General features: G+C 48.8%; 27 protein-coding genes. 9 read left to right on the top strand and 18 right to left on the bottom strand.

Annotated features, from left to right (window positions below):
• Positions 1 to 1,140, top strand: coding sequence for a polyamine ABC transporter substrate-binding protein (locus Q0X97_RS02070; protein ID WP_302065739.1), 1,140 nt, complete (start codon positions 1 to 3; stop codon positions 1,138 to 1,140).
• 68 nt (positions 1,141 to 1,208) lie between these two features.
• Here Q0X97_RS02070 and Q0X97_RS02065 read toward each other — a convergent pair whose 3' ends face one another.
• From Q0X97_RS02065 to ung, 5 genes are all read right to left on the bottom strand, one after another.
• Positions 1,209 to 1,688 (bottom strand): copper chaperone PCu(A)C, encoded by a 480-nt coding sequence (locus tag Q0X97_RS02065; RefSeq protein WP_302065740.1) that lies wholly within the window; start codon positions 1,686 to 1,688, stop codon positions 1,209 to 1,211.
• Positions 1,689 to 1,765: 77 nt separating this feature from the next.
• A complete protein-coding gene (locus Q0X97_RS02060; RefSeq protein WP_302065741.1) occupies positions 1,766 to 2,170 on the bottom strand; it encodes a diacylglycerol kinase in 405 nt (134 codons plus the stop codon).
• 6 nt (positions 2,171 to 2,176) lie between these two features.
• Positions 2,177 to 2,599 carry a diacylglycerol kinase gene (locus Q0X97_RS02055; RefSeq protein WP_302065742.1) on the bottom strand — a complete coding sequence of 141 codons (423 nt, stop codon included), beginning with the start codon at positions 2,597 to 2,599 and terminating at the stop codon, positions 2,177 to 2,179.
• Positions 2,568 to 3,527 carry a glutathione synthase gene (gene gshB / locus Q0X97_RS02050; protein WP_302065743.1) on the bottom strand — a complete coding sequence of 320 codons (960 nt, stop codon included), beginning with the start codon at positions 3,525 to 3,527 and terminating at the stop codon, positions 2,568 to 2,570. The genes Q0X97_RS02055 and gshB overlap by 32 nt, the downstream gene beginning before the upstream one ends.
• An 81-nt stretch (positions 3,528 to 3,608) precedes the next feature.
• On the bottom strand, positions 3,609 to 4,268 hold the full coding sequence (ung, locus tag Q0X97_RS02045; RefSeq protein WP_302065744.1) for a uracil-DNA glycosylase: 660 nt from the start codon (positions 4,266 to 4,268) through the stop codon (positions 3,609 to 3,611).
• 188 nt (positions 4,269 to 4,456) lie between these two features.
• On the opposite strand from ung, the gene Q0X97_RS02040 reads away from it, so the two are divergent.
• Positions 4,457 to 4,723: a DUF1040 family protein gene (locus Q0X97_RS02040; RefSeq protein WP_302065745.1), complete on the top strand. Its 267-nt coding sequence runs from the start codon at positions 4,457 to 4,459 to the stop codon at positions 4,721 to 4,723.
• A gap of 116 nt (positions 4,724 to 4,839) precedes the next feature.
• Here Q0X97_RS02040 and trpS read toward each other — a convergent pair whose 3' ends face one another.
• Positions 4,840 to 5,850, bottom strand: a complete 1,011-nt coding sequence (gene trpS, locus Q0X97_RS02035) for a tryptophan--tRNA ligase (protein ID WP_302065746.1) — start codon at positions 5,848 to 5,850, stop codon at positions 4,840 to 4,842.
• A gap of 353 nt (positions 5,851 to 6,203) precedes the next feature.
• On the opposite strand from trpS, the gene clpB reads away from it, so the two are divergent.
• On the top strand, positions 6,204 to 8,777 hold the full coding sequence (gene clpB, locus Q0X97_RS02030; protein ID WP_302065747.1) for an ATP-dependent chaperone ClpB: 2,574 nt from the start codon (positions 6,204 to 6,206) through the stop codon (positions 8,775 to 8,777).
• 221 nt (positions 8,778 to 8,998) lie between these two features.
• Positions 8,999 to 9,628: a triacylglycerol lipase gene (locus Q0X97_RS02025; protein WP_302065748.1), complete on the top strand. Its 630-nt coding sequence runs from the start codon at positions 8,999 to 9,001 to the stop codon at positions 9,626 to 9,628.
• 16 nt (positions 9,629 to 9,644) lie between these two features.
• Here the strand turns inward: Q0X97_RS02025 and Q0X97_RS02020 are convergent, their stop codons facing one another.
• From Q0X97_RS02020 to dnaB, 7 genes are all read right to left on the bottom strand, one after another.
• Entirely contained in the window at positions 9,645 to 10,328 is a 684-nt protein-coding gene (locus tag Q0X97_RS02020) for a Sir2 family NAD-dependent protein deacetylase (RefSeq protein WP_302065749.1), read from the bottom strand.
• Between the two features lie 248 nt (positions 10,329 to 10,576).
• A complete protein-coding gene (locus Q0X97_RS02015) occupies positions 10,577 to 11,047 on the bottom strand; it encodes a PilX family type IV pilin (protein WP_302065750.1) in 471 nt (156 codons plus the stop codon).
• Between the two features lie 12 nt (positions 11,048 to 11,059).
• A complete protein-coding gene (locus tag Q0X97_RS02010; protein WP_302065751.1) occupies positions 11,060 to 11,614 on the bottom strand; it encodes a PilX N-terminal domain-containing pilus assembly protein in 555 nt (184 codons plus the stop codon).
• Positions 11,593 to 12,579 (bottom strand): PilW family protein, encoded by a 987-nt coding sequence (locus Q0X97_RS02005; protein WP_302065752.1) that lies wholly within the window; start codon positions 12,577 to 12,579, stop codon positions 11,593 to 11,595. The genes Q0X97_RS02010 and Q0X97_RS02005 overlap by 22 nt, the downstream gene beginning before the upstream one ends.
• A gap of 2 nt (positions 12,580 to 12,581) precedes the next feature.
• Positions 12,582 to 13,307, bottom strand: coding sequence for a type IV pilus modification protein PilV (gene pilV / locus Q0X97_RS02000; RefSeq protein WP_302067661.1), 726 nt, complete (start codon positions 13,305 to 13,307; stop codon positions 12,582 to 12,584).
• Between the two features lie 33 nt (positions 13,308 to 13,340).
• On the bottom strand, positions 13,341 to 14,030 hold the full coding sequence (locus tag Q0X97_RS01995; protein ID WP_302065754.1) for a Tfp pilus assembly protein FimT/FimU: 690 nt from the start codon (positions 14,028 to 14,030) through the stop codon (positions 13,341 to 13,343).
• 159 nt (positions 14,031 to 14,189) lie between these two features.
• Positions 14,190 to 15,599, bottom strand: a complete 1,410-nt coding sequence (dnaB, locus tag Q0X97_RS01990) for a replicative DNA helicase (RefSeq protein WP_302065755.1) — start codon at positions 15,597 to 15,599, stop codon at positions 14,190 to 14,192.
• A 206-nt stretch (positions 15,600 to 15,805) separates the two neighbouring features.
• On the opposite strand from dnaB, the gene Q0X97_RS01985 reads away from it, so the two are divergent.
• Entirely contained in the window at positions 15,806 to 16,387 is a 582-nt protein-coding gene (locus Q0X97_RS01985) for a superoxide dismutase (protein WP_302065756.1), read from the top strand.
• Positions 16,388 to 16,444: 57 nt separating this feature from the next.
• On the opposite strand, the gene Q0X97_RS01980 is transcribed toward Q0X97_RS01985, so the two are convergent.
• Together Q0X97_RS01980 and Q0X97_RS01975 are read right to left on the bottom strand one after the other, a co-directional pair.
• The gene (locus tag Q0X97_RS01980; protein ID WP_302065757.1) at positions 16,445 to 16,897 is read right to left on the bottom strand and encodes a DUF4124 domain-containing protein; all 453 of its coding nucleotides are present in this window, start codon (positions 16,895 to 16,897) and stop codon (positions 16,445 to 16,447) included.
• 60 nt (positions 16,898 to 16,957) lie between these two features.
• The gene (locus tag Q0X97_RS01975; RefSeq protein WP_302065773.1) at positions 16,958 to 17,155 is read right to left on the bottom strand and encodes a hypothetical protein; all 198 of its coding nucleotides are present in this window, start codon (positions 17,153 to 17,155) and stop codon (positions 16,958 to 16,960) included.
• A gap of 255 nt (positions 17,156 to 17,410) precedes the next feature.
• On the opposite strand from Q0X97_RS01975, the gene Q0X97_RS01970 reads away from it, so the two are divergent.
• The 4 genes from Q0X97_RS01970 to thiD all read left to right on the top strand — a co-directional run bounded on the left by Q0X97_RS01970 (position 17,411) and on the right by thiD (position 21,452).
• A complete protein-coding gene (locus Q0X97_RS01970; protein ID WP_302065758.1) occupies positions 17,411 to 18,508 on the top strand; it encodes a glycerol dehydrogenase in 1,098 nt (365 codons plus the stop codon).
• A 156-nt stretch (positions 18,509 to 18,664) separates the two neighbouring features.
• A complete protein-coding gene (locus Q0X97_RS01965) occupies positions 18,665 to 19,726 on the top strand; it encodes an MBL fold metallo-hydrolase (protein WP_302065759.1) in 1,062 nt (353 codons plus the stop codon).
• 144 nt (positions 19,727 to 19,870) lie between these two features.
• Positions 19,871 to 20,503: a pyridoxamine 5'-phosphate oxidase gene (gene pdxH, locus Q0X97_RS01960; protein ID WP_302065760.1), complete on the top strand. Its 633-nt coding sequence runs from the start codon at positions 19,871 to 19,873 to the stop codon at positions 20,501 to 20,503.
• Positions 20,504 to 20,630: 127 nt separating this feature from the next.
• A complete protein-coding gene (thiD, locus tag Q0X97_RS01955; RefSeq protein WP_302065761.1) occupies positions 20,631 to 21,452 on the top strand; it encodes a bifunctional hydroxymethylpyrimidine kinase/phosphomethylpyrimidine kinase in 822 nt (273 codons plus the stop codon).
• Between the two features lie 165 nt (positions 21,453 to 21,617).
• Here the strand turns inward: thiD and Q0X97_RS01950 are convergent, their stop codons facing one another.
• From Q0X97_RS01950 to Q0X97_RS01940, 3 genes are all read right to left on the bottom strand, one after another.
• Positions 21,618 to 21,992: a DUF488 domain-containing protein gene (locus Q0X97_RS01950; protein ID WP_302065762.1), complete on the bottom strand. Its 375-nt coding sequence runs from the start codon at positions 21,990 to 21,992 to the stop codon at positions 21,618 to 21,620.
• Between the two features lie 4 nt (positions 21,993 to 21,996).
• Positions 21,997 to 22,719: a dethiobiotin synthase gene (gene bioD, locus Q0X97_RS01945; RefSeq protein WP_302065763.1), complete on the bottom strand. Its 723-nt coding sequence runs from the start codon at positions 22,717 to 22,719 to the stop codon at positions 21,997 to 21,999.
• Positions 22,720 to 22,833: 114 nt separating this feature from the next.
• Positions 22,834 to 24,210: a sodium:alanine symporter family protein gene (locus Q0X97_RS01940; protein ID WP_302065764.1), complete on the bottom strand. Its 1,377-nt coding sequence runs from the start codon at positions 24,208 to 24,210 to the stop codon at positions 22,834 to 22,836.
• Positions 24,211 to 24,316: the final 106 nt, after the last annotated feature.

Below are 24,316 nucleotides of genomic sequence, written 5' to 3'. Positions count from 1 at the left end.
ATGAACAGATATTTATCTTTGTTGGGTCTTATCGTACTGGCGTTAAGCGGTTGCGGCGGTAGGGCTGAAACCCAGCCTCCGAATGCAGCACAAGCCGACTCCCTTCCTGAAACCCGCGAATTGAAAATCTACAACTGGATTGAATATGTAGACCCTGCCACTCTTGCCGATTTTGAAAAAAACAATAACGTTAAAATCACTTACGACGAATACGACAGCGACGAAACACTGGAAGCCAAAGTATTAACCGGAAAATCCGGTTACGACATCGTAGCCCCCTCGAATACTTTCGTAGGCCGCCAAATCCAATCGGGCGCATACCAAAAACTCGATAAAAGCCTGATTAGCAACTACAAACATCTCAATCCCAAATTAATGAAACTGATGGAAAGCGTAGACCCCGGCAACGAATACGCCGTGCCGTTTTTTTGGGGCACCAACACTTTCGCCATCAATACCGAACGCGTGAAAAAAGCCTTGGGCACCGATAAACTGCCCGACAACCAATGGGATTTGGTATTCAATCCCGTCTACACCGCCAAACTGAAAAAATGCGGCATCAGTTATCTCGACAGCGCCGCCGAAGTTTATCCGATGGTTTTGAACTATTTGGGTAAAAATCCCAACAGCAGCAATCCCGAAGATTTGGATGCCGCCACCGAATTATTGAAGCAAAACCGCCCGAACATCAAACGCTTTACCTCGTCCAGCTTTACCGACGACATGGCCCGCGGCGATACCTGCGTGGCCATCGGCTTCGGTGGCAACCTGAATATCGCCAAACGCCGCGCCCAAGAAGCGGGCGGCAAAGAAAAAATCAGAGTGATGATGCCCAAAGAAGGCGTGGGCATTTGGGTGGACTCGTTTACCATTCCGAAAGACGCGAAAAACGTGCTGAACGCACACCGCTATATCGACGACTTCCTGAAACCGGAAGTGGCCGCGCGCAACGGCAATTTCGTTACTTTTGCCCCGTCCAGCGTGCCCGCCAAAGATTTGATGGAAGCCCAATACCGCAACGACAATACGATTTTCCCCACCGATGAAGATTTGGAAAACAGCTTTATCATGGTGCCGATAGAACCGGAAACTTTAAAATATATGATTCGCCAATGGCAGGAAATCAAAGCGGGCAAATAATCCGCATGGCAACCGAAGAGGCCGTCTGAAAAACTTTTCAGACGGCCTCTTCGGTTTATACAGCTTAATCAGTGGCTATGTTTGTGATGATCATGATCGTGGTGGTGATCGTGCCCCGCATTTTTCGGTGCGGTTTTCACTTCCACTTCCACGGTTTTAGGTTTGGCTTTTTTAAATTTCAGAGTGAGCGGAAACTTATCGCCTTCTTTCAGCGGCGCTTTCAAACCCATAAACATCACATGGTATCCACCCGGTTGCAGCTTGGTTTCTTTACCTTTGGGCAACGGAATGCCGCCTTTTACTTCGCGCATCCGCATCACGCCTTTGTCGTTGATGTGGGTATGTATTTCAACGCGGTCGGACACGGGGCTGGTGGCTCCCACTAAAGCATCGTCGCTTTTGGTTTCGTTTTTAATGTCCATAAACGCACCGCTCATGGCCATGCCCTCCACAGTAGCGCGCGCCCAAACATCGTCTACGTCTATATCCGCGGCAAATGCGGTTTGGCACAAGCCGGCAAGTACCAATGCACTTAATAGTTTTTTCATGCTTTACTCCTTTTATTGTAGGTGTGGGAAAACAATGCCGTTATACGGCAAAAAACCGCTTAGGCGTTTGATTTATATTAAAAAAGATTCAATCCATATTCGCGCCAAAGTGCCATAAACCACAGAACGGCCAACAAAGCCAAAGCCAGCATCTGAGCCGCCGAACCGGCATCTTTAGCCCGTTTGGCCAGCTCGTGGCGGGCGGTGGAAGTGTGGTCCACCGCTGCTTCGATGGCGGTATTGAACAACTCCACAATCAGCGACAAAAACGAACCGATGATAAGCATCATGCGGGTTGCAGGGCCGAAATCCAAAACAAAAACCAACACCAGCAAGATACCGTTCAGCCATATCAATTGGCGGAATGCACTCTCGTGCCGATAGGCTGCGCGCAGGCCGTCTTTGGAATAACCGGCGGCGTTGATGATGCGTTTGACTCCGCTTTTGCCTTTAAGTTTTCGCGCATATTCTTCATTTGACATGATTGTTTATCCTGTTAAAGCCATCACCCACAAAACGGCCAATGTCGCCAATGTAATATATTGCGCCGCCGAGCCGACATCTTTGGCCTTTTTAGCCAGCACGTGCTTTTCTTCGGAAGTATGGTCGACGGCGGCTTCCAAACCGGTATTAATCAATTCGACCACGATAGACATCACCGACACCAGCACCAATATCATTTTAACGGGCAAGGTAAAGTCTGCAAAAAACAGCCCGGCGAACAAAGCGGCATGAATCCACAAAAGCTGTCTAAACCCCTGCTCTTCGCAAGCCGAACGCACGCCGTCGGCGGAATAGCCCAATGCCTTGATGATGCGTTTGATTCCACGGCCGCCTTTCATAGAAGCAGCATAAGTTTTCGGCTTATGCTCCATGTTTTCAGACGGCCTCAGACCATTCGGCCACGGCATCGGCAAACATAGCGGCCACATCGAAGCCCTTCTGCTTCATGATTTCCTGAAAACCGGTGGGGCTGGTTACATTCACTTCGGTCAGATAGTCGCCGATCACGTCCAAACCGGCCAGCAAAATGCCGCGGCGTTTCAACTCGGGCGCAAGGGTTTCGGCGATTTCGCGGTCGCGGGCGGACAGTTCCTGCGCCACACCGCGCCCGCCGGCAGCCAGATTGCCGCGCGTTTCGCCCTGCTGCGGAATCCGCGCCAAGGCAAACGGCACCACTTCGCCGCCGATAACCAGCACGCGTTTGTCGCCGTGCACGATTTCGGGAATATAACGCTGCGCCATAATCGTGCGCGTATCCATCTGCATCAGGGTTTCGAGAATGCTGCCGATATTGGGGTCGGTTTCGGTCAGACGGAAAATGCCCATTCCGCCCATGCCGTCGAGCGGCTTCACGATGATGTCGCCATGCTCTTTCAGAAACGCGCGCACATCGGCGGAGCGGGTCGATACCAAAGTGGGCGAGGTAAAGCGGCTGAAATTCAGAATCGCCAGCTTCTCGTTGAAATCGCGCATGGCCTGCCCGCTGTTAAATACTTTCGCGCCTTGCTGCCCGGCCAATGTGAGCAACTGGGTGGCGTAGAGATATTGCATGTCAAACGGCGGGTCGGTACGCATAATCACGGCATCAAAGTCTTTTAAGGCCGTCTGAACTTTATCGGCGGCTTTAAACCATTGTTTATCATAATCTTTTTTCGCACCGCCGAATTCAAACGCCGCAGCCTGAGCCGTTACCACGCCGTTTTTTACCGCCAATTCGCTGCTCAAGGTGTGCGACAAACGCCAACCGCGCATGGCCATTTCGCGCATCATTGCATAAGTGGTGTCTTTATAAGTTTTAAAAGTCGCCATCGGGTCGGCGATAAACAAAATGTTCATGAACTTTCCTTATCATATCAACGGCTTCATCATGCCGCATCGAGGCCGTCTGAAACGTTCAGACGGCCTCATCCGTTTTGGCTATACCTGCCAGTCTATTGGCGTTTCGCCATGCTCTTGCAAATAACGGTTGGCTTGCGAGAAATGGCGGCAACCGAAAAAGCCGCGGTGTGCCGACAAAGGCGAAGGATGCGGCGAAGTCAGCACAAGATGGCGGCTGCGGTCGATAAACGCACCTTTTTTCTGCGCATGGCTGCCCCACAAAAGAAACACGATATGCTCTCGGTGCCCGTTTAACTGCGCAATCACGCGGTCGGTAAACTGTTCCCACCCCAAAGAAGCATGCGAATGCGCCTGCCCTGCACGCACGGTCAGCACCGTATTCAGCAGCAGCACACCCTGCTCCGCCCAATGTTGCAGGCAACCGTGGCGCGGAATCTGAAAACCGGCAATATCGTTCGCTAATTCTTTATAGATGTTCACCAACGACGGCGGAATCGCAATGTCCGGCCGCACCGAAAACGCCAACCCGTGCGCCTGCCCCGCACCGTGGTAAGGGTCTTGCCCCAAAATCACCACTTTAACTTGGTCGAACTCAGTCGCTTTAAACGCATTGAACACATCGGAAGCAGGCGGATAAATAATCCGGCCGGATGCGCGCTCCTGCTTCACGCTTTGAATGATATGTTGAAAATACGGCTGCTGTTTTTCTGCGCCGATGGCCTCATGCCACGTATTCATGATATTTCCGAATCAAATAACGCTGATGCGGCAGATTATAGCAAAACATTTTTTCAGACGGCCTCTCTATTAAAATGAGGCCGTCTGAAAATGTAGTCGGCTGTCTTTGAAATTCATCAGCAAATTCTTTAAACTGCCAACCGTATATTCAAACATTTTTATCGATATATCAAAGAAAAGGAAGCCTTATGCGCTCACACCGCCTGCGTGAACTGTTGGAGCTGCTCGAACAGTATTGGAAACAAGACCCTGAAATGCATTTAATGCAAATTCTGCAAAAAATTGCCGACGAAGCGGGTTTTGACAAACCGCTTACCGAGCTTTCCGACGAAATCATCATCTACCATCTGAAAATGGCCGGCAAAGATAAGCTGGCTCCTATTCCCGGTTTGCAAAAAGATTATGAAGAAGACTTCAAAAGCGCATTGCTGAAAGCACGCGGCATTATCAAATAAATCTCTTTTCTGCTCCTGCTGCAAAAAATCGCCGAAGTAACGACAGCGGCATCATACCCGATTCCATTATAAAGGCCGTCTGAACTTTTTTCAGACGGCCTCTCGACTTTCTTATTCTACTTCAAAGCCCGTATTCCCACGGCATCGCGCACTTGATCAAGCAACACGCGGGCCTGTTTGCGGGCTTTTTGCGCACCGGCCTGCAAAATGTCTTCGATTTGCGCAGGGTTGGCGGTTAAGGCGTTGTAGCGTTCGCGCGGTTCGGCCAATTCGGCGTTGATTTTCGCAGCGAGCATTTTTTTGGCTTCGCCCCACGCCAAGCCTTCGGCCAGCATTTGCGTGAACTCGGCGGTTTCGGCGGGGGTGGCAAAGGCTTTGTAAATCTCAAACAGCGGGCTTTCGTCGGGCTGTTTCGGTTCGCCCGGCTCTTTTAAGTTGGTGATGATTTTGTTGACCGATTTTTGGGTTTTCTTATCGTTTTCCCACAGCGGAATGGTGTTGCCGTAGCTCTTACTCATCTTACGGCCGTCCAAGCCCACCAGCAACTCGACGTTTTCGTCGATTTTCACTTCAGGCAGCGTAAACACTTCTTTAAAACGGTGGTTGAAACGGCCGGCAATATCGCGCGCCATTTCAACGTGTTGGATTTGATCGCGGCCCACCGGCACTTCTTGCGCGTTAAACATCAAAATGTCGGCGGTCATCAGAATCGGGTAGCTGTACAAGCCCATCTCGATTTGATGGTCTTGATCTTCCTGCCCTTTATCCAGATTTTCCTGCACCGCCGCTTTATAGGCATGGGCGCGGTTCATCAGACCCTTGGCAGTGATGCAGGTCAGAATCCAGTTCAATTCCATGATTTCGGGAATGTCGCTCTGGCGGTAAAACGTGGTTTTTTCGGGGTCTAAACCGCAAGCCAGCCAAGTGGCGGCAACAGCTTGGGTGGATTCGTGAATCATCTCGGGATCATGACATTTAATGATGCCGTGGTAATCGGCGAGAAACAGGAAAGATTCGGTATCCGGCGCATGCGAGGCCGCAATCGCGGGACGGATAGCGCCGACGTAGTTGCCCAAGTGCGGAATGCCGGTGGTGGTTACTCCGGTTAAAACACGTTTTTTAGTCATTTTTGCTCTTTCCTGCGGTTTTCAGACGGCCTTTTAAATCAGGCCGTCTGAAAAATAAAATATCGGTAATGGTTAAAAACAAGGAACGGATTATACATCAAACCACTCTTTACCTTAGCGATTTTCAGACGGCCTCACCTTCCGGCAGTTGAGGCCGTCTGAACAGCCGAAAAGTATCTTTTCAGACGGCCTCAAAATATTATCCACAGCCTATAAAAAGATAATTTTTTAAATATTTCAATGAAATATAAATTAATTTAATACAAAGCCCTTTATACGGTATTGACTTACCCACAGGCAGACCCATATAGCTTTCATCCGAACAACACACAAACTTTAAAGAAAGAAAACAGATGAGATTCGATAAATTAACCGCAAAATTCCAACAAGCTCTGGCCGATGCCCAGAGCTTGGCTTTGGCTGCCGATAACAGCTATCTTGAAGCAGGCCATGTATTGAAAGCCCTGCTCGACGATGCCGAAGGCGGCACCGCAGCCCTGCTTTCACACGCAGGCGTAAACGTACCCCAAGTAAAACAACAGCTTACCCAAACTTTGAACAGCCTGCCCAAAGTATCGGGTACCGGCGGCGAAATTTTGCCCAGCCGCGAATTGCAGGCCGTCTTAAACTTGATGGACAAAGCTGCCGTGAAGCGTGGCGATGCTTATATTGCCAGCGAACTGTTCCCGCTTGCCTTGGTACAGCAAAACGACAACACCGGCCGCATCCTGAAAAACGCCGGAGCCACCGAACAAAACATCAACACCGCCATTGACGCGGTACGAGGAGGAGCCTCTGTGGATAACCCCAACGCCGAAGACCAACGCGAAGCCCTGAAAAAATACACCACCGATTTAACCCAGCGCGCCCGCGAAGGCAAACTCGACCCCGTGATCGGCCGCGACGACGAAATCCGCCGCGCCATCCAAGTCTTGCAACGCCGCACCAAAAACAACCCCGTGTTAATCGGCGAACCCGGCGTGGGTAAAACCGCCATTGTGGAAGGCTTGGCGCAACGTATCGTGGACGGCGAAGTGCCCGATTCCCTGCGCAACAAACGCCTGCTGGTGCTCGATTTGGCCGCATTGATTGCCGGTGCCAAATACCGCGGCGAGTTTGAAGAACGCCTGAAGGCCGTCTTAAACGACTTGGCTAAAGATGACGGCAACACCTTGATTTTCATTGATGAAATCCACACGCTTGTCGGTGCCGGCAAAGCAGACGGCGCAATGGACGCAGGCAATATGCTCAAACCCGCTTTGGCACGCGGCGAGCTGCACTGTATCGGAGCCACCACTTTGGACGAATACCGCCAATACATCGAAAAAGATGCCGCACTGGAGCGCCGCTTCCAAAAAGTATTGGTGGGCGAACCGAGCGTGGAAGACACCATCGCCATTCTGCGCGGTTTGCAGGAGCGTTACGAAATCCACCACGGTATCGACATCACCGACCCGGCCATCGTTGCCGCCGCAGAGTTGAGCAACCGCTACATTACCGACCGCTTCCTGCCCGATAAAGCCATTGATTTGATTGATGAAGCTGCCAGCCGCATCAAAATGGAACTGGATTCCAAACCCGAGCAGATGGACAAACTCGACCGCCGCATCATCCAGCTCAAAATGGAAAGAATGCACGTTGAGAAAGAAAGCGACGATGCCAGCAAAAAACGCCTCGATTTAATCGACGAAGAAATTACCGGACTGCAAAAAGAATACGCCGATTTGGACGAAATCTGGAAAGCCGAAAAAGCCGCTTCCGCCGGCACCGCCGACATCAAAAAACAAATCGACGACATCAAAGTCAAAATCGAGCAGGCCAAACGCCAAGGCGACTTCGCCCGTGCATCCGAGCTGGAATACGGCGAACTGCCCAAACTCAGCCAACAGCTGCAAGCGCTGGAAAACAATCCGCAAGAGCAGCAGGCCAACAAACTTTTCCGCACCAAAGTGGGCGCGGACGAAGTGGCCGAAATCGTATCGCGCATGACCGGCATTCCGGTGAGCAAAATGATGGAAGGCGAACGCGACAAACTCTTGAAAATGGAAGAAGTATTGCACAACCGCGTGGTGGGGCAAGACGAGGCCGTACGCGCCGTATCCAACGCCATTCGCCGCTCCCGCTCCGGCTTGGCCGACCCCAACAAACCATACGGCAGCTTCCTTTTCTTAGGCCCGACCGGTGTCGGCAAAACCGAGCTGTGCAAAGCATTGGCGAGCTTCCTGTTTGACAGCGAAGACCATTTAATCCGCATCGATATGTCGGAATACATGGAAAAACATGCCGTTGCCCGCTTAATCGGCGCGCCTCCCGGCTATGTCGGCTATGAAGAAGGCGGCTACTTAACCGAACAAGTCCGCCGCAAACCTTACAGCGTGATCCTGCTCGACGAAGTGGAAAAAGCCCACCCCGACGTGTTTAACATCCTGCTGCAAGTGCTGGACGACGGCCGCCTAACCGATGGTCAAGGCCGCACGGTGGACTTTAAAAACACCGTGATCGTGATGACTTCCAATATCGGCAGCCACCATATCCAGCAAATGGGCACATCGGATTACGAGGCAGTGAAAGAAGTGGTCATGGAAGACGTGAAAGAACACTTCCGCCCCGAAATGATTAACCGTATCGATGAAGTGGTCGTGTTCCACGGCTTGGATCAGGCCAATATCCGCAGCATCGCCAAAATCCAGCTCAAAGGCTTGGAAAAACGCCTTGCCGCCCAAAACCTACACCTCAAAGTTGACGATGCCGCGCTGGATCTGATCGCCAAAGCAGGCTTCGACCCCGTATACGGCGCACGCCCGCTCAAACGCGCCATCCAAGCAGAAATCGAAAACCCGCTGGCTCTGGCTTTGCTCGAAGGCAAATATAAGCCCGAAAGCACCATTCATGTGAAAGCGGATGGAGATAAGCTGGCGTTTGATTGATTAAGCTAAACCGTAGCAAGCGGTATGAATGAAAGCCGTCTGAAATTTTTCAGACGGCCTTTTTCAGTTTAAGCTATTATTGAAACAATAATAATGATGAAATCCTGCCATTATTGAATTTTCCCTGCCATCTGCTCCTTTACACCTTGCCTCATTATTTAAGTTTCTTGTCCGTGCTTTGAAAACCAATCATAGATCATAGAAGAACACAGGAATTCAAAATGACTTCTCACGTTTTATTACTGCATGGTTTGTACATGGGAACATGGATTATGCAGCCTCTTGCCCATAAACTGAAAAAGCATGGGTTTACGGTAGATACTTTCGGTTATTACAGCATCCGGCAAACATTACCGCAACATGCGGTTTCACTGACAGAGAAAGTGGAACAGTTTTACCGTTGCCATAACGAACCGTTACACTTTGTCGGACACAGCCTGGGTGGTTTGGTGTTGCGCCATTTCGCTGCGATGCATCCCGACTTAATACGGGGGCGTATTGTTACTCTCGGCACCCCTCATCAAGGCAGCTCGGTAGCGGAACGGTTAAAAAATATGAAATTCTCCCGTTTCACTTTGGGTGGCTCCTACCGTAACGGCTTAGACGGCAATGTTCCCGCATTACCACCCGGCATAGAATTAGGTAGCCTTGCCGGAAACCGTCCAATCGGAGCGGGCAATCTGTTGGGGATTAAAGGAGAAAACGACGGTACGGTTTGCGTAAAAGAAACCTTCTGTGAAGGAATGAAAGACCACATCGTATTGCCTGTAACACATACCAGTATGCTGCTCAACAAAGACGCGGCCGCACAGATAGAGAAATTCCTGCATTGCGGCTATTTTCTGCCCTAGGCCGTCTGAAAAATTTTCAGACGGCCTGTTCAATCAGATAATCCACCAAACTCGGCACACCGTCTTTAGCTCTTTTGGCAATCACTTCGATACCTACTTCTACTTGCTGCGGATTCGGATCAACCAAATAGCACTCAGCCGTCGGCGGTGCAAAATGAAGCAACGAAGCCGCCGGATACACTTTCAACGAAGTACCGATTACTATCACGATATCGGCATCCCTCATAATTTCAACCGCCTGCGGAAACAACGGTACTTCTTCACCAAACCACACAATATACGGGCGCATCGGATAGCCGTTGCGATCAGTATCGTTTAAAGACTGATCGCCACTCCATTCAAGCACATCATCGTCATTCACACTGCTGCGAACCTTGTTTAATTCTCCATGCAGATGCAACACATTTTGGCTGCCTGCACGTTCATGCAGATTATCAACATTTTGAGTAATAATCTTCACATGGTAACACTGCTCCAGCTTTACCAATGCTTTATGAGCAGCATTCGATTCTGCTGCATTGGCCTGTCGGCGACGTTCGTTATAAAAATCCAATACCAACTGCGGATTGCGCTCAAAAGCTTCAGGCGTGCAAACATCAGTTACTCTATACCCTTCCCATAAACCACCGGCATCACGAAAAGTTTTCAAGCCGCTGTCCGCACTAATACCTGCCCCGGTAAGAATCACGCATTTTTTCATGGTTTCATCCCGATTGTTGTATTCAAATGATTATAACGTATTAGTGATAGCCGCGTTGTTTACGCAGCAGATTGAAAATAAAGCCTGCAAAGCCGCAAAAAAGCATTTTGCTTTTTAAAAAATATACAGTGTTAGCATAAAAATAATGATTAATATCACTCGGTCATTTTGTAGAAAGAATAGGGAATAAATATACTTTATAGTAATAAATAAGAGGCTAACCTAGATTAGCCTCTATTGTTTTCTTACTATTTTTTACCACCGATTTGTTCACATTTTCCACTAGTATCATACCTTGTAGCGGAAGCTGCATCCTCACAGCGATAAGCATTACCTAAACTATCCATCCACATGGATAATTTATAATTCGTACCTGCTTTAGGTACTACGCGCAGATTATAGCGCTTACTCTTTGAATCCGGCATTTTTACTGAAATTTCGTATCTTTTTTTTACCTCAGGCTTTTTAGCATAATCATTCACAAATTTAGTTACTTCTGCCTCAGTATTCCATTTAGAAGGTTCTCTTACCCGTGCTGTTCTTAATGCAGTATTAATATCGACTAATTCTGTATGTGCTTCTGCTAAATGACCTCTTTCAACATAATAAGAATAAGAAGGTAGAGCAATGGCCGTGAGAATACCAATAATGGCTACTACTATCAGCATTTCTACTAAAGTAAATCCTCTATAATAATTTTTTATTTTTTTAAAATCCATTTAGTTCTACCTTTACTCAACAGATATATAAGATTGCAACATAACAACCGTATTATTATTTTTACCCCATGCTTTTGAAGTAACCCGGTAAATAGGAGAACCATCTGGTTGTGTACCAACGTATTCCACAATATATCTAGCATTACGTTTACCTCTGCCTACATCATAGATCTTACCGTTTGTATCAATACACAGAGAACCTCCACATTCTCTTTTTCTTTTCCATGCCGGAGTATCGCCACCTGCCTGCACCACCCTACGTGGGGTTGTAGATACTTCAGAACCCGCAGCAGCACATAAACCATTTTTACAATCGGTTGAAAAAACAACTTGAGAATCTTTGAAACTCAAAATTTCCGCTTCCCCTACTTGTAGTGCCACTTCCGCCAAAGATAAAGCAAATTTTCTATCTGCATCATTAGTACTGATGCGTTGCTCGGTATTATAAGATTGAGTAGCCGATACCACCAAAAATGCGATAACAAGCATTACTATTAACACAATGAATAAGGAAAATCCCTGCTGTGCGATTTTCAAATTATGTTTCAAAATGTACGATTTGCGCATGTATTTCCTCCGCGAACAGCAGCTTCAATATTATAAACATTAACGTTATTAGCCTCAGCTCCAATTTTTCGCTCTGCATTAATTGAATTATTGTTCAATGTGAAACGTATCAGTGTTGGCGCTACAGCATCGGCACCAGTTTTTAATGTATCAGTAAATTCAAAAGTTTCTGTTAACGATTGATCTTTTGGGCAGTTATTGACATATACATATTTTATAGTCATATTATTAACACCAGATATCAATAACTGAGGTTCACTCCAACTGCCATCATTAGCCAATTGGAAACGGAATAACCCTGTTTGATCTCCAACTCTCCCTACTGCATAAGCATTAACAATATATTGCATTACAGAGATATCTCCTCTCCTATCAGAGCCGGGATTCCCTAAATGCACTAAATTATTATTAATAACATTGTTTAGCTCATTATTAACAGGACGCACTAAACTATTACAGCTGCTTAAAACAATTTGCGAATTAGCCGGTATTTCCTCTGTCGGATTTGCAATAGAACCTGAACCTATTCCATACTGAAAAACCAGCACATCTGAACTTGGAATAAAGTTCTTTGGCGTAAAATCATCTCGGGTTATTATCCTAATTGGAATTAAATTATCGGATGCTCCCCCCGGACTCACTAACTGAAAAGCAGGAATTCCAGAAAGTGCGCTTCTATCTAACGCATTGACTTTAGTATGAGTTGCCATGTTAAAACATCCAAAGCTACCAGCCATTCGCGCATCACGCACAATTAAATTAGATGCGTTTCTTAAATCCTGTTGTACATCCAATCTTGAGCCTGCCGTATGATTTAACTGCCTAGCAATAAAATATCCAGAACCAACCGCAACCAATACAATCATACTCAATACACTTGCTATCAAAAATTCTATCAAGCTAAAACCTTGCTGTTTTTGATTGCTTGTAATGTGTGGGTATATATTATTTTTTTTCAAATTCATATTTATTCTCCCACTCGGGCTTGATAAGAATAAACAATACTTGTACCATCTTGATTCAATGGACCTTTACGATCTTCTGCATTTTTCCCACCACTTTCAATATCCGTTTGCCAAACCACTTTGATAACAAGTGGATCTCCATTACTACCCTGACAATTGTGTACAACTTTTCCATTGGTTATAGTCATGTCCCTACCCGATGAATCATTACACACCGCATAATAAATTGTAGCATCAGGAAGTGCCTTAACCAATGTATCTTCAAATCTACCAAGTTGATCCTCTAATAGAGCCCTCTTATCCAAGGAAGTTAAACTGTTTTCCGATTTGCACCATCTACTAGCTTCACATGTCCTAGCTTTCCTAGGGATCAAAACTCGATAACTTAATTCCCTATTGCGCCCTAAATCTCTACCATTATCATCATACCTTTTCCTCACCCTTCCCGTATCTTTCCTTTGCCCTTCTGGTGTTGTACTAATTTCCTTAGATAAAGTCGGATTAATCATCATCCCTTCAATCAAATTCTGCACAGCCTGAGCAACTATTGTTTGGCCTTCTGCTTCGCGCACACTAGATACCGTACGTAGTTGTGTCGCCAATAAAGCCAGTACACCTATAGCAAGCACAAACATAGAAATTAAAACTTCTAGAAGTGTCATACCACTTTGTTGCTGCTTAAGGTGGAGATTATGGGAATTTAAATATTTTAAAAATGATGTTTTCATAGCTATTAATAATATTTATTCTCTATTGTTACTTTAAGTTTTGCTTGAAGGAGCTTTGTATTCACATTTTTTGCTATCATCTGAATTCAAGCATACGCTTGCCCTACCGCCACTATTAATTAATACCACTTTCGACCGATCTTTTTTAGCACTTTCATCTGTCACAGAAGCGTCTGTCATAGAAATTTTGACATAACCGGCAGACCTCGTAAGAGTTTTAATATCGACACTACCCCCACTACCCTTATTTAACTTTGAATAGCCGAATGTACCGTTGGAGAAAAAAACCCATCCCAAATTGCCTTCAGTACAAACATTATTAAAATCACAAGTTTCAAAAGTATGAACCACTCGTTTGGCTTCATTATTTGAATTGAAGATAATAGTGCGTAAACCCGTATCTACTTTGCGTTCGTATTTTCCATCTCCATTTCTATCTGCAAAGGCGGCCAAACCCTGACCTGCATATTGCTCATTACAATATGCATTGGGGTTACCGTCTTTCCTAATCTGCACGGGACAAACATAAACGGGGAGATTCAAACGAATTGCTTCGCTTCGGGCAAAGCGTAAAAGATTAACCATTTGTTCTGCCTGAGAAGCCACACGGCGGGAGGCGATCCAATGGTTCATATTGGGAAGTGCGATGGCAGCCATAATTGCAACAATGGAAATTACAATTAAGAGCTCGATTAAAGTGAAGCCTTGTTGTTTAGGGCGCATGAGCAAACCTGATGACGTTATTTATAATTAAGTAATGTGTAAGGTTAGTTGCAACTCTTAATGCAAACTTTATTTAAATTATGCCGCTTATTGTAAACGACAAAAACATTATAAGCCTAATAAAATATGAAATCAGGCTAATTTTTACAATAATCTGTATCAATCTTCCATCATTGCCGCTTCCGGCACATAAGCTGCATTTTCAAATTTGGTAAATTGACCGATAAATGTGAGGAATACTTTACCGGTAGGGCCGTTACGGTGTTTACCGATAATACACTCTGCCAAGCCTTTAAATTGCGTTTCGGCATTGTAGTATTCATCTCGATACATAAACATAATCAAATCAGCATCTTGTTCAATCGCTCCGGATTCCCTCAAATCCGACATCATCGGGCGTTTATCGGTACGCTGCTCCACGGTACGGCTTAATTGGGACAAAGCAATAACGGGTACTTGCAACTCCTTTGCCAACGCTTTAAGCGAACGTGAAATTTCACCCAACTCAGATGCCCGGTTGTCGGAACGGCCGGAACCTGCCATTAATTGCAGATAGTCGATAACGATCAATCCCAACTTGCCGTCGAACCGGCGGGCAAGGCGGCGGGCGCGGGCGCGGAGCTCGAGTGCGGTTAAACCCGGCGTTTCGTCGATAAACATCGGAGCGTCCGAAAGTTTTACTACCGCTTCATTCAGACGGCCCCAATGCTCGTCTTCCAAACGGCCCGTTTTTAACACATGCTGATCAAGCCGGCCTACCGATCCGAGCATACGCATAACCAGTTGTGCACCGCCCATTTCCATTGAAAACACGGCAACGGGCAGTTTTGACTCTACCGCCACGTGTTCGGCGATATTGATGGAAAACGCTGTTTTACCCATAGACGGGCGGCCCGCTACGATAATCAGGTCGCCGGGTTGGAGACCGGAAGTTTTTTTATCCAAGTCGATAAAACCGGTAGCGACACCGGTTACTTCATCGGGATTATCGCGTGAATACAGCATGTCGATGCGGGCAACCACTTCCCGCAGCAACTCCGGCATTTCAAGAAACCCTTGCTTGGCCTTCGCCGTACTTTCTGCAATTTGGAATACTTTGTTTTCCGCTTCATCTAAAAGCTGCCCGGCATCCCTGCCCTGCGGATTGTATGCACTGCGTGCGATTTCCGTACCTACTTCCGCCAGTTGGCGCATAATCGAACGCTCGCGCACAATTTCGGCATAGCGTCCGATATTGGCTGCCGACGGCGTGTTTTGTGCGAGGGTAATCAGATAATTGAACCCGCCTGCGGCCTCGAGTTCTTCGCTACGCTCCAATGCTTCCTGCACGGTAATAACGTCGGCGGGGCGGCTGCTGTTAATCAAAGCAGCAATCGCCCGGAAAATCAAACGGTGTTCGTGCCGGTAAAAATCTTCGCTCGAAACGACATCGGCGATTCGATCCCATGCTGCGTTTTCAAGCAGCAAACCGCCCAATACCGACTGCTCCGCCTCCATTGAATGCGGAGGCAATGACAATGCGCTGATTTCACGGTCTTCAGACGGCATCATATCGGTGTAATCATTCATGGGACAGCCTCAAAGCGGATGTTTGTTGCGAAATTTTGTATTATAGCCGAATAGAAGTTTTTATTGGTCTTTTAAAAGCGGAACGGGTAAAATTCAAAACGTATCTTTTTGCAGATGCACACAACGCAAACCTTTGCAGCCGTCGATAAAAACCGGCAACGGCTGTTCGGCTGCACCAATAAAACAAACCACAACAGGAGTACCCCATGGAACACCAACTACCACAACTGCCGTATGCTTTAGACGCTTTGGAACCCCACCTGTCTAAAGAAACGTTGGAATACCACTACGGCAAACACCACCAAACCTATATCACCAATTTGAACAACCAAATCAAAGGCACCGAATTTGAAAATGCGCCTTTGGAAGAAATCGTAAAAAAATCTTCGGGCGGCGTGTTTAACAACGCAGCCCAAATTTGGAATCACACTTTCTATTGGTTGGGCTTCACACCCAAAGGCCAAGGCAAACCTTCCGACGAGCTAGCCGCTGCAATCGATGCCAAATGGGGCAGTTTCGAGAAGTTCCAAGAAGCCTTTAATGCTTGTGCTGCGGGCACTTTCGGTTCAGGCTGGGCTTGGTTGGTAAAAACGCCTGCCGGCGAATTGGACTTGGTTTCTACCGGCAACGCTGTTACTCCTTTGGCTACTGAAAATACTCCGCTGCTGACTTGCGACGTGTGGGAGCACGCTTACTACATCGATTACCGCAACAGCCGCCCCAACTACCTGAAAGGTTTCTGGGAAATCGTAAACTGGGATGAAGTAGCCAAACGCTTCGCTGCTTAATACCGGCTGATAATTGCAAAGAGGCCGTCTGAAAACTTTTCAGACGGCCTCTTTCGATTATTTCAGTGTTTCCGCAGATGAAACATCGTCTGCCGCACTGTTTTTCAAACCATCCAATTTCTTCTGGGCTTCGCTTACCGCTTTTTCCAAACCCTGAATGCGCTCTTGATATTTTACGTAATTGCGTTCATTGCCATAACGCACCTGCTTGCCTTCTACCAAATTTTTTTTAGCCTGATCCAACAGTTTTTGTGCAGCACGGATTTCAGCCGATAGTGCATGATCAGTGTTTTTTTCAGGCGTATCGGAACTCGGTCGGGTCGGCACGATGGTTGCAGGAACAGACGTATAAACGGCTGGGCGGCCCAAATCAGTTTTGTTACAACTGCTGCCGGGATTTTGCGTATAAATACGCTGACCGTTTTTATCGACGCACTCATAAACGGATGCGGCCGATGCCGGAAAGGCGGCAATCAACAACAGCGGCAGAAAATATTTTATCGTTTTCATCGGTTTTCCTTATTTTTCATGTTGGTTTGCTATCGGAAATGGTTGTTTTCAGACGGCCCTTTAACGCAGCCAAAACCACCATATTGCCAACAATATCAATGTAATCAATATATTACTTATCCACACCGTTTTCCATTGGCGTTTGGCATGACGGCTGTTTACAGTATTGCCTCGGCGCACATAAAAAAACGGGCTGAGCAAAACGGAAACCGCAGAAATCAGGATAACGGCGGCATAATATATCTTTTCTTTTTCCACTTTAATCCCTCGCATTCGATATTGCTTTCCACAGCATTATAACCGAATCGCCAACCTTTATATCCGCCCTCTATCGGGGCAACGATTTTCTGCACGCCCAAACTGCCGTTACGCAATACGTTCACAAAATTAAAGATTACGTAAATATTTAATATATAAAAAAATCTTTGACTTGGCACAAACAGAGCCCGCCATAACCGGCGTATAAATGTAAGAAAATTTCACGTATCCAAAACATTCAAGAAAGGAACGCAAATGGCAGCCGTTAAATCCATCACCTCCCCCATGAAATTCCTCATCCAAGCCGGTTTGTTGGGCGATTTGGGCAAACACATCAAGCAATACGGCGATGCCGGTTTGATTATCTGCGACCCGTTTATTCTTGAAAAAGCCAAAACCGAAACACGCTCCGGCTTGGAAGAACACGGCGTAAAGGCAATATTCAGCGTATTCGGCGGCGAAAGCTCCGATGAAGAAATCGAACGCCAAAAAACGGAATTCGGTGCCGGAAACTGCGAATTCGTCGTCGGTATCGGCGGCGGCAAAACGCTTGATACCGCCAAAGCGGTGGCTTATTACCAAAAAGTGCCCGTCGTTATTTTCCCCACCCTAGCCTCAACCGACGCACCGTGCACGGCTTTAACCGTGGTATACAACCCCGACGGCTCGTTCAACCGCTATCTGTTCCTGCCCAACAATCCGGACGCGGTATTGGCCGACACCAAGTTGTTGGCTGCCGAGCCCGCACGCTTTTTTGCAGCAGGTGTCGGAGACGGTTTGGCCACTTATTTTGAAGCGCGCACTTGCTACGCCACCAACGGTATCAATTTGGTATTGATGCAGCCGAGCCTAACCGGCTTGGGTATTGCCAAAATGTGTTACGAAACCATCCGCGATTATGCCCCGCAAGCCATGAGCGCCGTTGCCGCCAAATCCGTTACTCCAGCATTGGAGCGCACGATCGAAGCCACCATTTACATGAGCGGCGTAGGGGCGGAATCGGGCGGATTGGCCGCCGCACACGCTATCCATAACGGCATGACCGCCGTTCATGACCTGCACGGGGCCATGCACGGCGAAAAAGTGGCGTTCGGATTGGTGGCGCAATTGGTGCTGGAAGGTGCGCCGACCGAAGAATTGGAAGAAGTTATCGGTATTATTAAAGCCGTCGGCCTGCCGCTTACCCTGAAAGACTTAGGCTTGAAAGAATTTAAAGAAGCCGAATGGCACGAAGTGGCGAAACTTGCCTGCGCGGAAGGGGAAACCATCCATAACGAGCCGTTCAAAGTAACGCCCGACATGGTATACGATGCCATCGTGGCCGCCGACAAACTGCTGCAACAATATCGATAAACTCCCGCTTTAACCGAACAAATAGGCCGTCTGAAACTTTTCAGACGGCCTATTTGTTTCAATTTAATTAAAGCCTGCACGCTGCCGCTCCCATTATCGTGTGCCCGACATTCAAGGCTATAATACCCGTTCCCACACCCTGCACAGGAACGCGGTTTGAAACTCAAACACCATACCGTTTTGTCGTATCTCGGTTCGGCTGCCTTTTTACGGCCCGGCCGTCGTCCCGTTTATCCCGCCAGCGATCACTATTGCCCTACGAAAAAGAAATTTTTCAATACCCCGCCGATTGGTGCGATGGATTTAAAAGGCATGTTTTCCGCACAATGGGAAATCATGTTCAACCGCTCGAAATTGGCTCCGCCCTCCCCCTTGCCGATGATGAAACCTGATTGGCAGGCTTTCTTGGCTCCCAACTCGGACGGCAAATTTATCTGGTTCGGCCATTCCACTTTAATGATGCGCCTGAACAATCAAACCATCTTAATCGACCCTGTGTTCTCGGATTACGCTTCGCCCGTTCCGGCATTCATCAAACGCTTCCAACCTCCGCCGGCCGGCTGGGAAGACCTGCCGCCCATTGATACGGTGGTGTACAGCCATGACCATTACGACCACTTCGATAAAGATGCCGTGCGCCATTTCGCCGATAAACCGGTGCAATTTATCGTGCCGCTCGGTTTTGGCGTTTTGCTGCGAAAATACGGCATCCGGTCGGAACGGATACACGAGCTGGACTGGTGGCAATCGCTTGAATACCACGGTGTAAAATACCATGCCGTACCTGCGCGGCATTACAGCGGGCGCAGTTTGTTCGACCGCAACCGATCCTTGTGGGCGGGTTGGGTGTTTCAAACCCCTGCCGGGCAGATTTATTATTCGGGAGATTCGTCTTACCCCGGTCATTTCGTCGAAATAGGCAAACGTTTCGGCGGTTTCGATATCGCTTTCATCGAAAACGGGCAATACAACACCGCTTGGGCAGACAACCACATGATGCCCGAACAAACCGCCCAAGCCGCCCGCGAGGTAAAAGCCAAACGCTTCGTACCCGTGCATTGGGGTGCTTACGCCCTTTCCATCCACGCATGGAACGAACCCGTTTGCCGAAGCGTACCGCTGGTCAAACAATACGGCATCGAGCCGCTTACGCCTGTTTTGGGACAGGTGTTCGACCGAAATACAGCTACACGCGAATGGTGGGCGGAAGTAAGATGAGGCCGTCTGAAAACATCGGTATGCTTTCATGCTGAAATGGCTTACCATACATACTCTGTTACGATTTGAAGATGCCGACGCAATGCCAAACTGCGCACCTGCAAGCGCACGATGATCCGGTTTATTGATTATTTAGGAAATATCATGGATTTACACCATATCCGCGAAGATTACAGCAAACAGGAATTATCTGAAAACGAATGCGATGCCAGCCCGATTGTGCAATTCGAACACTGGCTCAACGAAGCGGTGCGGGCGGAAGTAAACGAACCGACCGCGATGAACGTCGCCACCGTCAATGCCGACGGCCGCCCGAGCAACCGCATGGTTTTGCTGAAAGAAGTCAATTCGAGGGGCTTCGTGTTTTTCAGCAACTACCGCAGCTGCAAAGGGCAGGCGCTGGAAGCCAATCCGTTCGCTTCGCTAACCTTCTTCTGGCCGGAATTGGAACGTCAGGTGCGCGTGGAAGGCAGCGTTGAAAAACTGAGCGCAGAGGCTTCCGACCAATACTTCGACTCCCGCCCCTATACCAGCCGCATCGGCGCATGGGCCAGCGAGCAAAGCACGGTAATTTCAAGCAAAACCGTATTGGTAACGCGGGCAGCGGCAGTCGGCCTGAAACACCCGCTGCACGTACCGCGCCCGCCGCATTGGGGCGGCTACATCATCATTCCCGACCGTGTGGAATTCTGGCAGGGCCGCCCGAGCCGTTTGCACGACCGCATCCAATACCGTCTTGAAAGCGGCACATGGGTTAAAGAAAGGCTCGCCCCCTGATTTTCAGACGGCCTGATGAAACTAAAATAAAACATCTGCATCTATTTAAAACCCACCCTTCCCGTACGCCCGTCATACGGGCAGAACGGTCGGATACTCCAAACACACGCATTAAAAAGGAAACGCCATGCCGAACAAACCGCTTACCCGCTCGCTTACCATAGCCGGCTCCGATTCCGGCGGCGGCGCAGGCATTCAGGCAGATTTAAAAACATTCGGTGCGCTCGGCGCTTACGGAGCCAGCGTGGTTACCGCCGTTACCGCACAAAATACACAAGGTGTGCAAGGCGTGTATGTGATTCCGCCGGAAATGATTGCCGAGCAATGCCATTCCGTCCTCTCCGACATCCGTTTCGACTCGGTCAAAATCGGCATGCTGCCCGACAAAGCATCCATTCTGGCCGTGGCAGCAGCCTTGCGTAAATACAGCGTACCGTTTGTGGTGCTGGATCCTATATTAACTGCCACATCGGGAGAAAAACTTGCCTTGGACGACACCGTTGAAACCATCTGTACGGAGCTCTTACCATTAGCCGATCTCATCACACCCAATCTAGACGAACTGGCCCGGTTAACGGACACCCCGCTTGCAAAAGATGAAACCGAAATGCTGGAACAAGGCAAACAACTTTTAGAAAAAGGAGCAAAAGCCGTGCTGCTCAAAGGAGGACATTGGGAAAACAGCAAAGAAGCCCGCGATTGGCTGATGGCTTATGAACGCGAACCCCAATGTTTCTGCAACAGCCGTATTGACACGCCGCATACCCACGGCACAGGCTGCACATTGTCCGCCGCCATCGCCGCCCTGCGCCCGCAGCATACCAATCTGAATACTGCCGTTGCCGCGGCCAAAACCTATCTGCACGGAGCTATCGAGAGAGGCGCAGGCTGGCGGCTGGGCAAAGGCCGCGGCCCTCTGGCGCATTTCTGGCGTTTATACAGAGATTAATTCCCCCTGCATCTGTTTCTTTACACATAAAAAGGCCGTCTGAAAAGATGAACTTGCCTCTCAGTCGGGTCTTTTTCCTCGGCTTGATATCTGTCATTTGATGATACAACCGTGTTCGAACTTTGAAAGGCGATTCAAAGATTCAGACAGCCTGAAGTCTTGCCGCTACCGATAAATAAACCGTTCTCCCAAATATTCCTCCAGCACGGATACATGCGAACGGATGGGTTGCTTCACGGCGGTCAACAGTAACACCGCGCGGTTTTCAGCCGCCAATGTTTTCAGACGGCCTATCGCTTGTTGCTGCCTTTCTCCCTGCAGTTCCCCGACATAGCGCACGGCAAACGCTTCAAAACGCTGCCCGGGGTTTTCATGATACCAACGGCGTAGTTGCGTGCTCGGCGTAAGGTCTTTCAACCATTCCGCCGCAGCCATCTTCTCTTTGGCAATTCCGCGCGGATAAAGGCGGTCGACAAACACGGCCGCCTGAAAATCTTGCCGTTCCGGTTGGTAATCGTAAATTCTTTGCACCACAAACATGGTTTCAGACGGCCTCCAACGGTTTTACATCCAGATAACGTGCCGCCTCTTCCGCCCCGCCGTCCGGCAAATACGGCATCACACCGAGTAAGGGCGCGGGAAGGCGTTGCTTCAAAGTGGCCAAATAATCATCCAAACGATGCGGCTGTGCGCTGATACAGTTGGCAATCCATCCCGCCAAAGGCAGCCCGGCATGCTTAACGGCTTGCACCGTCAAAAGCGCATGGTTGATGCAGCCGAGTTTCATGCCCGCCACTAAGATAACGGGCAATTTTTCCGCCGCCACCCAATCGGCAAAATCGGCCCCGCCGCTCAACGGTGTAAACCAACCTCCGGCTCCTTCCGTCAGAATAAAATCGCCTTTCTCTTTAACCGCTTGCAGCCCGCCGCTCAATACTTGCATCTCTATCTTTCTGCCCTCGTCCGCCGCGGCAAGATGCGGAGCGGTGGCTTCGGCAAAGGTATAACGGTTATGCATGTGATACGGCAGCTTCACGGCGGAAGCGGCTTGCAGAGCCAATACGTCGGCATTGTATCCTTCGGCATCCGCTTCCGAGGCTACCGGCTTGAACCCGATACTGCGGTACCCTGCCTGCGATGCGGCATGCAGCAAGGCGGCGGTGCAGAACGTTTTGCCCACCTCGGTATCGGTACCGGTAACGAAACAAACGGTTTTCATGTTTTCAGACGGCCTTTTCAAATATTCATCCTCACTCATCGGCAACATTATATCGCTATGCAAAACAATACGGCTCACAGGCTTTTCAGACGGCCTCAAACAAAACGGCCCGAGCAATACGCTCAGGCCGTCTGAAAAACCTTTGCAGCAAAACGGTAAAGATTAAGGCAGTTCGCCGCTTCTGCGCTTGGCTTTGAAATCCTGCGTTTCGCTGACGATAATCTTCGACAGCAGAATCAGGGCAATCAAGTTCGGAACCGCCATCAGGCCGTTGAACGTATCCGCCGCCAACCAAACCAAATCAAGGCTTACCACCGTACCCAACATCACGGTAGCCACATAAAACACCCGATATAAGTTTGCGAAACTGTCGCCGAACACGTAAGCCGCACATTTTTCGCCGTAGTAACACCAACCCAAGATGGTGGAATACGCGAAGAAAATCAAACCGATGGTAACGATCCAACCGCCGGGGCCGGGCAAAAGCCGGTTAAAAGTCGTGGTCGTCAACGCCGCACCTGAAATTTCGGGTTTCACAAATCCGCCGTCAGCACCCAGCAGCCCCATTACCAACACGATGCCGGTAATCGAACACACCACGATGGTATCCAGAAACGTGCCGGTCATAGAAACCAATGCCTGACGCACGGGATGGTCGGTTTTGGCTGCCGCCGCCGCAATCGGAGCCGAACCCATACCGGCTTCGTTTGAAAACACGCCGCGCGCCACGCCGTAACGGATAACGCTGCCGATCGCACCGCCGGCCACGGCCTGCCCGGTAAAAGCATCGGTCAGAATCAGTTGGATAGCGGGCGCGACCAGAGGCAGGTTAAGCAAGATAATGCCCAAGCCGCCCAGCACATAAAGCACCGCCATCACCGGCACGATAAACGAAGAGGCGGTCGCAATGCTGCGGATACCGCCCAACACCACAATCGCCGTAAGAATCGTCAAAACAATGCCGGTATAAACAGGATCGACATTGAAACTGGTATGAATCGCTTGCGCTACCGAATTCGACTGCACCGAACTGCCGATACCGAACGAAGCCACCGTACCGAACAAAGCGAAAGCATAAGCCAGCCATTTCCATTTGCGGCCCAAACCGCGTTCGATGTAATACATCGGGCCGCCCGACATCTCGCCTTTTCTGTTAACGGTACGGTATTTCACCGCCAATACACCTTCGCCGTATTTGGTCGCCATACCGAAAATAGCAGTAATCCACATCCAAAATACCGCTCCCGGACCGCCCGCCACAACCGCCGTAGCAACGCCGGCGATATTACCCGTGCCGATGGTAGCCGAAAGCGCGGTCATCAACGCACCGAAATGAGAAATATCGCCATCGTGATCGCTACCGTCTTCCTTTTTCGTATGCGGCCTGAACGCTTGCTTCAAAGCATAACCCAACATGCTGAACTGCAAGCCTTTCAGCATGAACGTCAACAGCACGCCCGTGCCAACCAGCAATATCAGCATCACCGGCCCCCAAACCCAACTGCCGACGGTGTCGAAAAAATTCTTCAATACATCCATGCACTCACTCCTCAATATTGGCATTATTCTGATTTACGGCATTTCAGCATAAGGAGTTAAGAAATGCAAGCTGGGGTTAACCTGCTTTAATCGGTGATTATTTTGC

It is taken from the genome of Neisseria sp. MVDL19-042950 (assembly GCF_030504625.1).
Classification (GTDB): domain Bacteria; phylum Pseudomonadota; class Gammaproteobacteria; order Burkholderiales; family Neisseriaceae; genus Neisseria.
Note: the sequence above shows the minus strand (reverse complement) of the source record. Positions and strands in the feature narration are given on the sequence as shown.

Bases quoted from the DNA above. Each gene is read 5' to 3' on its own strand.
- Q0X97_RS02060 (WP_302065741.1), bottom strand. From the start codon at position 2,170: ATGTCAAATGAAGAATATGCGCGAAAACTTAAAGGCAAAAGCGGAGTC.
- Q0X97_RS02040 (WP_302065745.1), top strand. From the start codon at position 4,457: ATGCGCTCACACCGCCTGCGTGAACTGTTGGAGCTGCTCGAACAGTAT.
- Q0X97_RS02015 (WP_302065750.1), bottom strand. From the start codon at position 11,047: ATGGATTTTAAAAAAATAAAAAATTATTATAGAGGATTTACTTTAGTA.
- thiD (WP_302065761.1), top strand. From the start codon at position 20,631: ATGCCGAACAAACCGCTTACCCGCTCGCTTACCATAGCCGGCTCCGAT.
- Q0X97_RS02065 (WP_302065740.1), bottom strand. From the start codon at position 1,688: ATGAAAAAACTATTAAGTGCATTGGTACTTGCCGGCTTGTGCCAAACC.
- pdxH (WP_302065760.1), top strand. From the start codon at position 19,871: ATGGATTTACACCATATCCGCGAAGATTACAGCAAACAGGAATTATCT.
- trpS (WP_302065746.1), bottom strand. From the start codon at position 5,850: ATGACTAAAAAACGTGTTTTAACCGGAGTAACCACCACCGGCATTCCG.
- Q0X97_RS01995 (WP_302065754.1), bottom strand. From the start codon at position 14,030: ATGCGCCCTAAACAACAAGGCTTCACTTTAATCGAGCTCTTAATTGTA.
- dnaB (WP_302065755.1), bottom strand. From the start codon at position 15,599: ATGAATGATTACACCGATATGATGCCGTCTGAAGACCGTGAAATCAGC.
- clpB (WP_302065747.1), top strand. From the start codon at position 6,204: ATGAGATTCGATAAATTAACCGCAAAATTCCAACAAGCTCTGGCCGAT.
- Q0X97_RS01950 (WP_302065762.1), bottom strand. From the start codon at position 21,992: ATGTTTGTGGTGCAAAGAATTTACGATTACCAACCGGAACGGCAAGAT.
- Q0X97_RS02010 (WP_302065751.1), bottom strand. From the start codon at position 11,614: ATGCGCAAATCGTACATTTTGAAACATAATTTGAAAATCGCACAGCAG.
- Q0X97_RS01980 (WP_302065757.1), bottom strand. From the start codon at position 16,897: ATGAAAACGATAAAATATTTTCTGCCGCTGTTGTTGATTGCCGCCTTT.
- Q0X97_RS02025 (WP_302065748.1), top strand. From the start codon at position 8,999: ATGACTTCTCACGTTTTATTACTGCATGGTTTGTACATGGGAACATGG.
- pilV (WP_302067661.1), bottom strand. From the start codon at position 13,307: ATGAAAACATCATTTTTAAAATATTTAAATTCCCATAATCTCCACCTT.
- Q0X97_RS02070 (WP_302065739.1), top strand. From the start codon at position 1: ATGAACAGATATTTATCTTTGTTGGGTCTTATCGTACTGGCGTTAAGC.
- gshB (WP_302065743.1), bottom strand. From the start codon at position 3,527: ATGAACATTTTGTTTATCGCCGACCCGATGGCGACTTTTAAAACTTAT.
- ung (WP_302065744.1), bottom strand. From the start codon at position 4,268: ATGAATACGTGGCATGAGGCCATCGGCGCAGAAAAACAGCAGCCGTAT.
- Q0X97_RS01970 (WP_302065758.1), top strand. From the start codon at position 17,411: ATGGCAGCCGTTAAATCCATCACCTCCCCCATGAAATTCCTCATCCAA.
- Q0X97_RS01940 (WP_302065764.1), bottom strand. From the start codon at position 24,210: ATGGATGTATTGAAGAATTTTTTCGACACCGTCGGCAGTTGGGTTTGG.
- Q0X97_RS02005 (WP_302065752.1), bottom strand. From the start codon at position 12,579: ATGAATTTGAAAAAAAATAATATATACCCACACATTACAAGCAATCAA.
- Q0X97_RS01985 (WP_302065756.1), top strand. From the start codon at position 15,806: ATGGAACACCAACTACCACAACTGCCGTATGCTTTAGACGCTTTGGAA.
- bioD (WP_302065763.1), bottom strand. From the start codon at position 22,719: ATGTTGCCGATGAGTGAGGATGAATATTTGAAAAGGCCGTCTGAAAAC.
- Q0X97_RS02055 (WP_302065742.1), bottom strand. From the start codon at position 2,599: ATGCCGTGGCCGAATGGTCTGAGGCCGTCTGAAAACATGGAGCATAAG.
- Q0X97_RS02020 (WP_302065749.1), bottom strand. From the start codon at position 10,328: ATGAAAAAATGCGTGATTCTTACCGGGGCAGGTATTAGTGCGGACAGC.